General features: G+C 46.2%; 12 protein-coding genes. All 12 read left to right on the top strand.

The features are described from left to right. Positions 1-3: 3 nt before the first annotated feature. The 12 genes from rsfS (at position 4) to ntrC (ending at position 14,579) form a co-directional block, all read left to right on the top strand. Positions 4-360, top strand: coding sequence for a ribosome silencing factor (gene rsfS, locus B2337_RS11680; RefSeq protein ID WP_292361648.1), 357 nt, complete (start codon positions 4-6; stop codon positions 358-360). Beyond that, positions 357-827 (top strand): 23S rRNA (pseudouridine(1915)-N(3))-methyltransferase RlmH, encoded by a 471-nt coding sequence (rlmH, locus tag B2337_RS11675; RefSeq protein ID WP_292361649.1) that lies wholly within the window; start codon positions 357-359, stop codon positions 825-827. Before rsfS ends, rlmH begins: the two co-directional genes overlap by 4 nt. After that, positions 824-1,411, top strand: a complete 588-nt coding sequence (locus B2337_RS11670) for a Maf family protein (RefSeq protein WP_292361650.1) — start codon at positions 824-826, stop codon at positions 1,409-1,411. Before rlmH ends, B2337_RS11670 begins: the two co-directional genes overlap by 4 nt. Further along, complete coding sequence (gene rng, locus B2337_RS11665) at positions 1,401-2,873, top strand: ribonuclease G (RefSeq protein WP_292361651.1); 1,473 nt, start codon at positions 1,401-1,403, stop codon at positions 2,871-2,873. The genes B2337_RS11670 and rng overlap by 11 nt, the downstream gene beginning before the upstream one ends. Before the next feature lie 2 nt (positions 2,874-2,875). After that, positions 2,876-6,679 carry a YhdP family protein gene (locus B2337_RS11660; RefSeq protein WP_292415035.1) on the top strand — a complete coding sequence of 1,268 codons (3,804 nt, stop codon included), beginning with the start codon at positions 2,876-2,878 and terminating at the stop codon, positions 6,677-6,679. Between the two features lie 218 nt (positions 6,680-6,897). After that, positions 6,898-8,340 carry a metalloprotease TldD gene (gene tldD, locus B2337_RS11655; RefSeq protein ID WP_292415033.1) on the top strand — a complete coding sequence of 481 codons (1,443 nt, stop codon included), beginning with the start codon at positions 6,898-6,900 and terminating at the stop codon, positions 8,338-8,340. After that, positions 8,341-9,393, top strand: a complete 1,053-nt coding sequence (locus B2337_RS11650) for a tRNA (5-methylaminomethyl-2-thiouridylate)-methyltransferase (RefSeq protein WP_292415031.1) — start codon at positions 8,341-8,343, stop codon at positions 9,391-9,393. Continuing rightward, positions 9,390-9,617: a sulfurtransferase TusA family protein gene (locus tag B2337_RS11645; RefSeq protein ID WP_292415029.1), complete on the top strand. Its 228-nt coding sequence runs from the start codon at positions 9,390-9,392 to the stop codon at positions 9,615-9,617. The genes B2337_RS11650 and B2337_RS11645 overlap by 4 nt, the downstream gene beginning before the upstream one ends. 175 nt (positions 9,618-9,792) lie before the next feature. Further along, on the top strand, positions 9,793-11,202 hold the full coding sequence (glnA, locus tag B2337_RS11640; RefSeq protein WP_292361656.1) for a glutamate--ammonia ligase: 1,410 nt from the start codon (positions 9,793-9,795) through the stop codon (positions 11,200-11,202). A gap of 96 nt (positions 11,203-11,298) precedes the next feature. Then, complete coding sequence (locus tag B2337_RS11635) at positions 11,299-11,919, top strand: DUF4124 domain-containing protein (RefSeq protein ID WP_292742625.1); 621 nt, start codon at positions 11,299-11,301, stop codon at positions 11,917-11,919. Positions 11,920-12,111: 192 nt separating this feature from the next. Then, positions 12,112-13,179 (top strand): nitrogen regulation protein NR(II), encoded by a 1,068-nt coding sequence (glnL, locus tag B2337_RS11630; RefSeq protein WP_292415025.1) that lies wholly within the window; start codon positions 12,112-12,114, stop codon positions 13,177-13,179. Next, on the top strand, positions 13,176-14,579 hold the full coding sequence (gene ntrC, locus B2337_RS11625) for a nitrogen regulation protein NR(I) (RefSeq protein WP_292361659.1): 1,404 nt from the start codon (positions 13,176-13,178) through the stop codon (positions 14,577-14,579). The genes glnL and ntrC overlap by 4 nt, the downstream gene beginning before the upstream one ends. Positions 14,580-14,663 lie beyond the last annotated feature (84 nt).

The following is a 14,663-nucleotide window of genomic DNA, read 5'->3' as shown; positions in this document are numbered from 1 at the left end:
CCCATGAAGGCAGAACAACTGAAATTATTAGTAATAGATGCACTGGAAGATATTAAAGCGGAAGATATTACCGTGCTGGATGTGACCGGTATGACCGATGTCACCGATGTGATGATAATCGCCACCGGTAAATCTACCAGGCAGGTAAAAGCTCTGGCTAACGAGGTATCAGCTCAGGCAAAAGCCGCCGGTGTACAACCGCTGGGGATGGAAGGGGAAGACATTGGTGAGTGGGCATTGGTTGATTTGGGCGATGTGATCGCGCATATCATGACCCCGCAAACCAGAGCGATCTACAATCTGGAAAAGTTATGGTCTGTCGCTGAAGTCACGCAAAGTGCTTCGGCTGATGGTGAATGAAACTGAATTTGCTCGCTGTTGGCCAGAAGATGCCACAGTGGGTAACCGAGGGGTATAACGAATATTCCCGGCGAATGCCACGTGAATGCCAGCTTGTTTTGCAGGAAATTGCACCTGCAAAACGAGGTAAGTCCGGTAGTGTGGGTCAATGGATGCAGGAAGAAGGCAAACGGATAATGACTGCCTTACCTGAAAATGATCATGTTGTTGCGCTGGAAGTCGGCGGTCGTAACTGGTCGACAGAACAGTTAGCAGATCAATTGAAAAACTGGCAAGCCTCTGGGCGTGATGTCAGTTTATTGATTGGTGGTCCTGACGGTCTGGCCCGTGAATGTCAACAGCGTGCCGATCAACATTGGTCACTATCGAGTTTGACGTTGCCTCATCCCTTAGTACGTATCATGGTTGCAGAGCAGCTCTATCGGGCCTGGACGGTTCTGCAAAATCATCCCTATCATCGCGCATGAACTTTCCCGCAGTTTATCTGGCATCTGCTTCGCCTCGCCGCAGAGAACTCCTGACACAAATCGGGGTCGATTTTTCAGTACTGAATGTTGCTGTTGATGAATCCGTTTTAACGGCAGAATTGCCTTCGGCTTACGTCAGACGCATTGCCCTGGCAAAAGCGCGTGCTGGCTGGCAAACATTACAAGCTGACTGGCGTCCGGTAATTGGCGCAGATACTGCTGTGGTATTGCCTTCACAGGATATTCTTGGCAAGCCTGAAAGCCCGCAACAGGCCAGAGAATTTTTATCGCAATTATCCGGTATCGAGCATCAGGTCATGAGTGCTGTAGCGATCGTCTGGCAACAGCAGAAATGGTTAAGTCTGCAGGTGAGTCAAGTGCGTTTTAAAACGCTGACCGCTGCTGAAATTGAGTGGTATGTTGACACTGGCGAAGGTAAAGATAAGGCAGGAGGATATGCTGTTCAAGGCTTAGCTGCTATGTTTATTGAAAATATCAACGGTAGTTATTCCGGCGTGATGGGGCTGCCTCTATTTGAAACCCGTCAGCTTTTACAACAGGTAGATAGTGTTCATGAGCAGTGAAATTCTGATTAATGTTACGCCAAGCGAAACCCGTGCAGCTGTGGTGGAAAACGGGGTATTGCAGGAAGTCTTCATTGAACGTAATGAACATCGTGGTCTGGTTGGTAATATTTACAAAGGAAAAGTCTGTCGCGTGTTACCTGGTATGCAGGCCGCTTTTGTCGAAATCGGTTTATCGCGTGCAGCGTTTTTGCATGCTTCTGATATTTCGATCCCCAAGGGACAATCTGGTGATTTAAAAGAAGCGCCGCGTATTACTCCGCCGATTACCAGCCTGTTACGTGAAGGTGATGAACTGTTAGTGCAGGTCATCAAAGATCCGATGGGCAGTAAAGGGGCGCGTTTAACCACGCAATTATCGGCCTCGTCACGCTATTTGGTCTATATGCCAGAAGCAGAAGGCATTGGTATATCCCTGAAAATTGAAGGGGAAGCAGAGCGGGAGCGACTGAAACACTGTTTATCCGAACTGTTGGCTGAACAGCAGGGTGGTTATATTCTGCGAACAGCAGCAGAAGGAGTGAGCGATGCAGAGTTAAGCACCGATCTGGAATTTTTGCATCGCCTGTGGGGAAAATTACGTCAGCGGGTAGCAACAACTCAATGCGGTGAAGCCCTGTACCAGGATTTACCGTTAACCTTAAGAGCTCTGCGCGACCTCTTTTCACCGGAAATTGAACGTATTCGAATTGATGCTGCTGAAACCTTCAGAGAGGCACAGCAATTTGCAGAAAGCTTTATGCCTGAGTGTGTCGTCAGATTGGAGCATTATCGGGGCGACCGTCCTTTATTTGATTTATTTGGCGTAGAAGATGAGATTCAGAAGGCGCTTGATCGTAAGGTGCCTTTGAAATCAGGTGGTTATGTGATATTCGATCAAACCGAAGCGATGACCACGGTTGATGTGAACACCGGCGGTTTTGTTGGCCATAAAAATCTCGAAGAAACCATCTTTAAAACCAATCTGGAGGCGGCACAGGCCATAGCCCGGCAGTTACGGGTTCGTAACCTGGGCGGCATTATCATTATTGATTTTATTGATATGGAAGAAATCAGCCACCGCGATCAGGTATTACGGACGCTGGAAAAAGCCATGCAGCTGGATCGCGCCAAACATAATATCTGCGCTGTTTCAGAGCTTGGGCTGGTTGAAATGACTCGTAAACGCACCCGTGAAAGTCTTGGACATATCCTCTGTGAACCCTGTCCATGTTGCGATGGACGTGGATATACCAAAAACGTTGAAACGGTTTGCTATGAAATTTTTCGTGAAATCCTGCGTGAGTCTCGTCAGTATGAGTCCAAACAGTTTCTGGTGCTGGCCTCTCAGGATGTGATTGATCGACTTAATGATGAAGATTCCACTAAAGTCGCGGAATTAGAACAGTTTATTGGTAAGCCGATTCTGTTTCAATGTGAGCCTCAGTATGGTCGTGAACAATTTAACGTGGTGTTGATGTAGCCATGCCGCTATTTCATCGTAGCCTGCGTATCGCTGGCAGACAAATTACCAATATTACGGCCTTGATTGTGGTAGTAATGCTGGTGGCACTGGGGCTGGCTTACTGGTTATCCAGTGCAATAGCGGATCGTAAAGACGAAATTGCCGCCTGGGCCAGTGAAAAAACCGGCTATCCGATTCAGATCGGGGAAGCGGGACTCTACTGGTTCGATCTGTTTCCCAAACTGATGGTGACTGATATTGCTGTGATGCAGGTTAAACCTGATATCGGTGAATTGTTTGTTGCTGATGAGCTATACATTGGTCTGGATCTGATTGCGAGTCTGCAACAACGGCAATTGGTGGTTGATTCGGCACGTATATCCGGGCTGAAACTGGGGATTCAGCGTTCATCTGAAGGTGGTTTCAGCCTTATTGGTTTGCAAGGTAAATCGTTAGAACAGGATTTTGATGATTCTCAAATTGAATGGTTTGAGCAATTGCGATCCTGGCGGGATATTGAATTGTTATCGGCCGAAATTCAATTCGACGATCAGTTACAGCCACAGCTGAGTGGCCTTTATGAATTGAATCAACTGGCATTGATTCACAATAACAAATCTAATTTGATAGGTGATATCACCTTGCCACACCATTTAGGAGAGCAGCTGAATTTCACAATAGAGGCGGAGTTAAATTCGGCTGGAATAGCCAACTGGCAAGTTAATCAGCTCGATGCCAGACAATTGCAATTGGCTGCTATTTTTCAGAGCCAACAATTCGATACCATTTCAGTGACGCGCGGCCGTGCAGATCTCAGATTAGATACCGGATCGATACTGAAAAAACAATGGCAAGGCCAAGTTCAGCTCACCGATGTCAGTCTGGAAAACCTGAACAAGCCTGAAATTGAATCGTTAGACATTGATCACATGTCCGGACAATTCAGCTGGCAGGGTGATGCTGCTGCCTGGCAATTAAATGCCGATCCTGTTCAGTTGACCGTCGCAGGCGATAGTTGGCCACAGTCGATGATAAATCTGCAGTATTCAAAGATGAAAGGCTGGATCGCTCAAAGCAGTTTTCTGCGGCTTAGTGATTTGACCACCCTGGCCCTACTCAGCGAGAGTTCACCGCCGATACTGACTCAATATCAACCTGCGGGAGATATCCGCGACATTCAGCTTTCATGGAATAATAACGAGCTGCAATCGGCAAAGTTGATAGTGGATGAGTTTGCCAGCTTACCAGTGGATGAATGGCCGGGTGTGTCGGGACTGAGTTTGCAACTTGACTGGAATCCGCTTTCAACACAGCTAATGATTAACAGCCGTGATCTCACGTTGTATGCCCCAACCTGGCTGCCGGAGCCGATTTACTTTGATGTAGTCGAAGCCAGCGTGGACTGGACCGGTGCCGAACAGAACTGGCAGATTCAACTGACAGAATTGAATATCTGGAACAATGATCTTACTTTCCGGGGCAAGATTGGCCTGGTAAGTCAATCTGATGCCACTCTCGCCGATATAGATCTGCAAATGCTCGATGTGGCTGTTGCCAGCTGGTTGAGTTATGTGCCCCGTTCGATTTTGGACCCTGATTATCTTGAATGGGCTGAAGATGCTTATACCAGCGGACAAATTGAAAGTGGAAACTTTACATTAAAAGGCAATTTAGCTGAGTTTCCATTTACCGCTGATGATTCTGCAAATGTATTCGAATTTACCCTGAATGTTGTTGATGTTGGACTGGATTACGGGGAAGGCTGGCCGGCGTTGGAAAGTATTGCCGGTCAAGTCGTCAGCAGTGCTAACAAGCTGGATATTTTGCCCAAGTCAGGGAGAATAGCCGGGTTTGATTTTGTTGATGTCAGTGCGGTCATTAACAATATTTATGCTGGTAAGCCTGTTTTGGATTTGACGGGCTTGTTATCGGGTACTACTCAGAATGCACTGAATTTCTTGCAGAACAGTCCGCTTAGCCCACGCTATGGTGATATTACCGATTGGGTATCGGCTCAGGGCAATAGCAACATTGTCTTAAATCTGAAAATTCCATTGCTTGAACCCAATGCAACAGATGTTAATGGTCATCTCAGTTTTGAAAGCAGTCAACTCAGTTTGGCGGCTATGCCTGAGATGCCAATTAAAGATATCAAAGGACGTTTATTCTTTAATAATGATGGTGTGAATGCGGAAGCCATTAATGCAAATATTTTTACCAAACCAACCCTCATTGATGTTACCCCCCAGGCTGAATCAACCTTGGTAACAGCGAAAGGCGAAGTCGATAGTCAGCAGCTAGAGGGGCTGTGGCAAAAAAATATGCCTGAGTTTGTGCGTGGTACCACCCGTTATCAGGCTGATATCGAAATTCGGGAAAAATCTATGGGCGATTTTGAGACCGATATTCGTGTGACTTCGGATTTGGCTGGAATAACCATTGATGCCCCAGAGCCTATTGGGAAAAAGGCGGCTGATAGCCGTTTGATCAGCGTTGAATTGATGGAAGATACCCAACAGCGGCCGCTATTTCACCTGAATTATGACGATGTTGTAAAAGCCGTCTGGCAAACTGGGGATGCCACAAGAGCTGAAATAACTATTGGTTTACCGGAGCCAGAGCTGCCGGCAACGGGTATTCGCTTCAAAGCTCGACTCAACGATTTATCAATATCGGATTGGACGCAATGGCAACAGAAATGGCTGAAAGACTTACCTGAGACAAATAATGATAACTGGCCTGCAGTTGAAATAGAGCTGGCGGTTGATAATCTGCAGTTTAATCAGTGGGTGCTTAATGATGTTCAATCAAAAGCGTTTCAGAGGAATCAAATCTGGCAGCTGGAAATCCAGTCGAGACAAATGCGGGGCAATATTCGCTGGCCAATGGATTCTGCTTTATTACCGACGCTGCATTTTGATTTTGTGGATCTTCAATTACCAGCAGCCTCTAATGAAACGTCAGATCGTAAAAAATTCAGCTCTGATTTATGGCCAAGCTTTCAGTTAAATATTGATAATTTGACAGTGGATGGAATGCAGCTGGGCAGAGTGCAAGCGCGAGCTATTCAACAGGGCCAACGTTGGGTATTGGAAAGTGCCAGTCTGCAATCAGCCGTATTGCAGGCAAATCTGGATGGGGTTTGGCAAAAAAATGAGCTTGCTGATAACAGTCAGTTAAACTTGCAACTTACCAGTAACGACCTGGCCGGTTTGTTTTTGGATCTGGGGTATCAGCCTGCCATTGAGGCGAATCAGGTCGAGGTTAAAGGACAGTTCAGCTGGCCAGATGAACCATTAAACCTCTCTCTGGCAGCATTACAGGGTGACTTGAACCTTCAAGTCAATAATGGTCAACTGGTCGATGTAGAGCCAGGTGCCGCTGGACGGATCTTTGGTTTAATGAGTTTTGCCGCTATTCCACGGCGTTTGTCCCTGGATTTCAGTGATTTTTTTGGCAAAGGTTTTGCCTTCAGACAAATCAGTGGTGATTTCCAGTTTGCCAATGGACTGGCAGTCACCGATAACCTCAAAATGCGTGGTGAAAGTGCCAATATTGATGTTTCCGGGCCTATCAATATTGTTGATAGAACCTATCATCAAACAGTAGTGGTCACCCCCAATGTTTCTTCCACCTTGCCACTTGCCGGTGCGGTTGCTGGTGGGCCCGTCGGGCTTGGTGTAGGAACAGCGATTTATCTGGTTGACCGAATTGCGGGTCGTTTATTTGACCGGGATTTAGTGGATATGATTAGTTATCGCTATCGACTTACCGGTCCCTGGGATGATCCTGACCTCTCATTGAGTCGACCGGAAACACCTTAGTTTCATCTTGTTAGATTGACATTTATAAAGCGCTACCAGAAAAACATTGGCAAGACTCTAGGGCCTGTTCCGGCGGGAGGATAGTCATGGATGTACCGGCTGACATCACTCATGCCGCTTTAATTGGCGCTTTTTCAGTCTCAACGGAGACAGCTATCAAAGATCAACACCCCCCTGGATCTGCTAAGATTGTCCTTTTTACACATAGTCCAAAAGTAATGACAAAACCTATATTTGACCAATTGGAACAACAGATACTGATGCCAGCAGAGTTGCAGACATCAGATATTGAGCGGGCTTTATCAAGCACCATGAGACCCGGTGTTGATTTTGCTGATCTGTATTTTCAGCGTTCGCGAGGCGAAAACTGGTTAATGGATGATGGCATCATAAAAGATGGTGGTTATCATCTGGAGCAAGGAGTCGGCGTCCGGGCTTGCAGCGGCGAAAAAACCGGGTTTGCCTATTCAGATGACCTGAGTCTGAAAGCGCTTCTGGAGGCGACTCATGCGGCCAGTGCTGTGGTTAAACACGGACAACAAAAACAGGTCGATGCGCGCAAGATGGTTGATGCATCTCCGTTTTATTCTGATCTTGATCCGATATTGGGAATGGACACCCAGACAAAGTTAAATCTGTTACGTGAAGCGGACGCCTATGCGCGTGCCGCTGATCCGCGAGTTAATCAGGTCACCGTCAGCTTGGCTGGAAGTCTTGAGCATATTTTAATTGCGGCCAGTGACGGCACCTATGCGGCAGATATCAGACCGTTAATCAGGATGAATGTCAGTGTGATCGTTGAATCAAAGGGAAGACGCGAACGCGGCAGTGCCGGTGGCGGCCGTCGTCTGGATTATCAATACTTTATCGATAATGATTTAGCTGTCACATTTGCCAAAGAGGCTGTCCGGCAGGCGCTGGTTAATCTGGAAGCAGTTGATGCGCCAGCTGGTTCTATGCCCGTGGTATTAGCCTCTGGCTGGCCGGGCGTGCTACTGCATGAAGCAGTAGGTCATGGGTTGGAGGGTGATTTTAATCGTCGTGGCACCTCAGCCTTTTCTGGCAGAATCGGGGAGCAGGTGGCTTCTTCCTTATGTACTGTAGTCGATGATGGTACGTTATCCGATCGCCGTGGCTCGCTGACAATTGATGATGAAGGTACACCGACCGAATTTACCACGTTAATTGAAAATGGCCGCTTGACTGGGTACATGCAGGATAAATTAAATGCCCGCTTGATGGGCATGCGCAGTACCGGCAACGGTCGACGTGAATCATACGCCCATCTGCCAATGCCACGTATGACCAATACTTATATGCTGGCTGGACAACATAAGGCCGAAGAAATTATTGCTTCCGTCGAAAAAGGTATTTATGCCGTGAATTTTGGCGGCGGCCAGGTCGATATAACTTCTGGGAAATTTGTGTTTTCCAGTAGCGAAGCCTATCTGATTGAAAATGGCAAAGTAACTCGCCCTGTGAAAGGGGCAACTCTTATAGGTAATGGTCCGGAAGTCATGAATCGTATCAGCATGGTTGCCGATGATCTTGAACTGGATTCTGGAATTGGTAACTGTGGAAAAGAAGGACAAAGTGTACCGGTCGGTGTGGGCCAACCGACATTGAAAATTGACGCTTTGACTGTCGGGGGAACCGCTTAAATGACTTCACAGCACAAAGCCGTTGCCTTAATTTCAGGTGGTTTGGATTCAATGCTGGCAGTTCGTGTCATGCAGGAGCAGGGTATTGAAGTTGAAGGCATCAATTTTTTTACTGGATTTTGCGTCGAAGGCCATACTCATGCGATTCGCAATCAGCATAAAGACAAGCAGAAACGCAATAATGCTTTGTGGGTGGCTGAACAGCTCGGTATCAAATTACATATCATTGATGTAATCGAAGAATACAAAGATGTTCTGCTTAATCCAAAACATGGTTATGGCACTAATATGAACCCTTGTCTCGACTGTAAAATCTTTATGGTCAGAAAAGCTGTTGAGTGGGTCAGGCAACATCATATGCAAGGTTTTGACTTTATCATTACTGGCGAGGTAATTGGTCAGCGGCCCAAATCTCAATTAAAGCGCACAATGCCAATTGTGGCGGCTGAATCCGGAGCAGATGACCTTCTGTTACGCCCTTTATGTGCCAAAAATCTGCAACCCACGAGACCGGAGCGTGAAGGCTGGGTTGATCGTGAAAAGCTTTATGGTTTTCATGGGCGAAATCGCAAACCGCAAATCGCTTTGGCAAAACAGTTCGGTTTTGATGATTTTGCAACGCCTGCTGGTGGTTGTTGTTTCCTGACTGATGAAAGTTACTCCAGTAAGCTGGTGGATCTATGGAAGGCCAAAAACAGCCGTGAATATGAGTTGGATGACATTATGCTGTTGAAGGTTGGCCGGCATATTCGGCCGAAAGCCGATTTTAAAATGATCATTGCCCGGGATGCAGGCGAAAGTAAGTTCCTCGAAGGTTACCGTAAACAATTTATCAGTCTTTATTCAACCAGTCATAATGGTCCAATGGCCATCATTGATGGCGATATCGAACAACAGGACTTTACGCTTGCCGCTTCTATTGTTGCGCGTTATGGGCAGGGACGCGATGCGGATGAGGTCGAGGTAGAAATTACTGTACCTGATAAACCACCCAGACATATTCAGGCTCGCCCAATCAGTGTAGAACAGGTTCCACAGGAATGGTACGTGTGAAACAAGTCGAATTAGACGCAAGAAGATTATTATGTCCCTTGCCAGTAATCAAAACGCAGAATAAAGTAGCCGAGCTATCTTCAGGGGATATTCTCAAAGTGATATGTACCGATCCAGGGGCTTTAAGCGATATTCCTGCATGGGCCCGAATTCATGGTCATCTTATCGTGGATTCAGTGGAAGAGGATGATGAGATCATTATTACGGTCCGAGTTGGTGCGTAGCACTTTATTGGTGCGGAATAGTTGTGTTTTGCACCAAATTAGAGCATGAGTGGTTTATGAATGCACTCAAATGGTTGATTTTACGGAGCCAGCGAGTTGGCAAGATTTGTGCTGTAAGTTGCGAGTGAGTTTTTTTGCACCAGAGTGTGCAGTTTTTTTAATTTGGAGATTATAAATGTCAGTCGAAAATGTGCTTCAGATAATTAAGGACGAGGACGTTAAATTCCTTGATTTCCGTTTCACCGACACGCGTGGTAAAGAGCAGCACGTTTCTTACCCTGCCCATTCAATTGATGAAGATACTTTCTCTGAAGGTGTCATGTTTGACGGTTCATCTGTTGCCGGCTGGAAAGGAATTAACGAATCCGACATGATTTTGATGCCGGATGCAACGACTGCCGTTTTGGATCCATTTATGGACGATACGACGCTGATCGTTCGTTGCGATATCGTTGAGCCAGCTACCATGCAGGGATATGAACGCGATCCTCGCAGTGTGGCAAAACGTGCAGAAGCTTACCTTGCTTCTACTGGTTTGGCAGATACCGCTTTCTTTGGTCCAGAGCCAGAATTTTTCATTCTTGATGATGTCCGTTGGGGCAGCGATATTTCTGGTTCATTCTATAAAATTGACTCAGATGAGTCTTCATGGAATACCGAAAAAGTTTTCGCAGATGGTAACAAAGGTCACCGTCCAAGTGTAAAAGGTGGTTACTTTCCGGTGCCGCCAGTGGATTCACTGCAAGATATCCGTTCTGCCATGTGCTTGACCATGGAAGAAATGGGCTTGGTTACAGAAGTGCATCACCATGAAGTTGCTACAGCAGGCCAGTGTGAAATCGGTACTAAATTCAACACTCTGGTTAAAAAGGCTGACGAAGTTCAGATACTGAAATATGTTGTGCATAACGTTGCCCATGCGTACGGTAAAACAGCGACATTTATGCCAAAACCTTTGGTAGGTGATAACGGCAGTGGTATGCATGTTCACCAATCTTTGGCTAAAGAAGGTGAAAACCTGTTTTCTGGTAATAAATACGGCGGTTTGTCTGAAACAGCCTTATTTTACATTGGCGGTATTATCAAACATGCCCGTGCGCTGAACGCATTTACCAATTCTTCAACCAATAGTTACAAGCGTCTGGTACCAGGTTTCGAAGCGCCTGTAATGTTGGCTTATTCAGCACGTAACCGTAGTGCGTCTATCCGTATTCCTTTTGTCAGTAATCCAAAAGGTCGTCGTATCGAAGTTCGTTTCCCTGATCCATCAGCAAACCCTTATCTGGCATTCAGTGCGATGATGATGGCTGGTCTGGATGGCATTAAAAACAAGATCCACCCAGGTGATGCGATGGATAAGGACTTGTACGACTTACCGCCCGAAGAAGATGCAGCGATTCCAAAAGTTTGTCATGCATTGGATCAGGCATTGGCCGAACTGGACAAAGATCGCGCTTTCTTAACAGAAGGTGGTGTATTCACTGACGATATGATCGATGGCTATATTGAATTGAAGATGGAAGAAGTCACCCGTCTGCGTATGGAAACACACCCTGCAGAGTTTGATTTATATTACAGTGTTTAAACTTTTTTGATTGATGTCACAAAACGCCTCCCTCGTGGAGGCGTTTTTTTATGTTTGCTAGTTGCACAATAGTAAGGCCTGACCTATATTCATAATATGAAATTCTTTCTTATTATGTTGTTTGGTCTTTGCACAGCTGTGGCGGCTGATATCTATCGCTGGGTTGACGACAATGGTAACCAGGTTTATTCAGATGAACCTGTTGAAAATGCAGAAAAGATTGAGTTACAGGATTCCATGACGTATTCACCCGTGCAAATTCCTGGTGTGACCGATTCGACCACCACTACCAATGAACAGGAAGAATCCGGCGAGTCAGAAGTCGACCCTGATTATAAGTTGACAATTGTTGCGCCTGAAGATGATGCTGGCATCAGGGTTAATAACGGTAATGTCACGGTGAATCTGCAATTACAGCCGGCTTTCGTACCTGAGCGTGGTGATAAGATTCAGCTATATCTTGATGGTTTACCCGCGGGTGTGCCTATGCCTCAATTAAGTTTTATGCTGGAAAATCTGGACAGGGGTACGCATAAACTTTCAGCGGTCGTGCTGAATGCATCAGGAGAAGTTATTGCACAAAGTGAAACAACTACTTTTCACTTGCAACGAACCAGCTTGCTTCAACCGGGCCGTCAACAGAACAATCTGCCTGGGGGTGGTGCTCCCACTATTCCAGGTATTCCCACCAACCCAAGTGTTCCTAATCCCAACTAATTCATCTTGAATAACTGTACGCACCAAAATGAAGCGTACAATAGCCTGAATTTCCTTAAAACCGCATCTGAAATGTTGCCTTCTGGCGATTTATCTTGAGCAAAAATATATTAATTCTATTGGAATCAGAATGTTAAATTTTATGTTCTGAGAGATGCTTACAAATGGAGCGTTTTTTGCAAATGGCATGCCATGAACTTGAATGACAAACTTATCAATGTTGAACAGTTATCCAGTAATGATGTACTGGAAAGTTTAACAACAGCCATTTTGGTGCTCGATACGAACTTACGTGTCTGTTATATCAATACGGCCACCGAAGTCATGTTTGAAATCAGTCAACGTCAAGCCGAACATATTCCTTTTCAAACACTGTTACCCGGTGAAACCCATTTATTGAATTCATTACGTCGGGTTATCGGTAACGGGCAGGTGTTAATTGAGCGTGAAATCCAATTGTTTCTGCCTGCAGCCGGTGAAATAGTAGTTGATTGTTCAATCAAAATGCTTGATGTGGCCGAACCGCACCTGTTAGTTGAACTGGCACAACTGGATTACCAGCAACGCGTCAATCGTGATGAAAATCTGCATACTCAGCAGCAGGTTGTCCGTGGCCTGGCTCATGAAATAAAAAATCCGCTTGGTGGTCTGCGAGGGGCTGCACAGTTACTGGAGCGGCAACTGGACTCAGATGATTTAAAAGAATATACCCGCATCATTATTAATGAAGCAGATCGTCTGCAAAACCTGATGACACGAATGCTGGGACCATATCAGCAATCAGAAAAACACTATCTGAATATCCATGAGGTATTACAGCGGGTCCGACAGCTGGTGGATATTGAGGTGGATGAACGATTGAAGTTTATTGCTGATTACGATCCGAGTATTCCTGATTTACATGCCGATTTTGATCAGCTGATTCAGATTTTTTTGAATATTGTGCGTAACGCCGTCCAGGCGATGCATGGTACTGGCGTTATCCGCCTGAGAACACGAATTCAACGCAATCTGACTATTGAAAAACGTTTTTATAAATTAGGGGTACTGATTGAAGTTGAGGACAATGGACCGGGCATCCCCAAACAGTTACAGGACAGTTTATTTTATCCCTTGGTTACCGGTCGGGCTGATGGCACTGGACTGGGCCTTTACCTGGTGCAGAACCTTGTGCAGCGAAATGCAGGTACTGTCAGTTGCAGCAGCCATGCCGGGCAAACCATATTTTCAATTATTTTTCCCTTGGAGTTAAAACCGTGAGCGCTAAAGCGATAGCATGGATTGTTGATGATGACCGATCAATTCGATGGGTATTACAAAAGGCATTGGAAGCCGTAGATATTACTGTTAAAGCCTTTGAAAGTGGAGATCTGGTTTTAGAGCAATTAAAGCGAGGCACCGATACTCCTCCGGATGTACTGGTCAGTGATATTCGCATGCCAGGTCTTGATGGCCTGCAATTACTTTCGGAAATCCAGCAGAATCAGCCGGATTTGCCAGTCATTATCATGACAGCTTATTCAGACCTGGACAGCGCTGTTTCGGTTTATGAAGGCGGAGCCTTTGAATACCTGCCAAAACCCTTCGATGTTGATGAAGCAGTTGATTTAGTTCAACGTGCAGTTACCCACCATCGACAGCAGCATAATAATCCTGCCGGTGAAATGAATATAGGTAGTGAGATTATTGGTGAAGCGCCGGCCATGCAGGAGGTGTTTCGGGCAATAGGTCGACTGGCACGTTCCAACATCACCGTTTTGATTAATGGTGAATCCGGCACAGGTAAAGAGTTGGTTGCCCATGCTTTGCACAAACATAGCCCGCGCCGACAGAATCCGTTTATTGCTCTCAATATGGCGGCTATCCCCAAAGAATTATTAGAATCCGAACTGTTTGGTCATGAAAAGGGGGCTTTTACCGGGGCACATGTGCAGCGCAAAGGTCGCTTTGAACAAGCTGATGGCGGCACATTATTTCTTGATGAAATTGGTGATATGCCCCTTGAATTACAAACCCGGCTGTTGAGGGTGCTTTCAGATGGCGAGTTTTTCAGAGTTGGCGGACATAGTGCGGTTAAAGCGGATGTGAGAATCATCGCGGCAACCCATCAGAATCTGGAACAGCAGGTCGAGCGTGGTGATTTTCGTGAAGACTTGTTCCATCGTTTAAATGTTATCCGGATTCATATCCCATCATTACGTGAACGTCGGGAAGATATTCCGGCATTGGTTGCTTATTTTCTGAATAAGGCGGCCCGTGAACTGAATATGGGAGTAAAAAGTGTATCCCCTGAAGTGGAGCGGTATTTATCGCAGTTGCCCTGGCCGGGTAATGTGAGACAACTGGAAAATACTTCGCGTTGGCTGACGGTGATGTCCCCCGGCCAGGTTGTCCAGATGGATGATCTCCCGATGGAACTCACCTCCGATGCAGGCGTTGAGTCAATTCGTGGCGGAACAGACTGGCAACAGCTGTTCCGTCAATGGGCGGCAAACAAAGCGCTAAGTGGTCAGGAAGGCGTGTTGGCTGATGTGGTACCAATGATTGAAAACCTGCTGATGGAGGTGGCTCTGGAAAAAACCGCAGGCAAACGTCAGGAAGCCGCAAAATTATTGGGTTGGGGGCGAAATACCTTAACCCGTAAACTAAAAGAGAATTAATAAACAGGCTTGCGGGTAAGTCGCATCCTGTGTATAGTATGCGACTTAGTCAGGTGCGGGGTGGAGCAGCCTGGTAGCTCGTCG

This window comes from Methylophaga sp. UBA3192 (assembly GCA_002363955.1).
GTDB lineage: Bacteria > Pseudomonadota > Gammaproteobacteria > Nitrosococcales > Methylophagaceae > Methylophaga.
The sequence above is the reverse complement of the archived record's forward strand: the minus strand, read 5'-3'. Positions and strand labels throughout refer to the sequence as shown.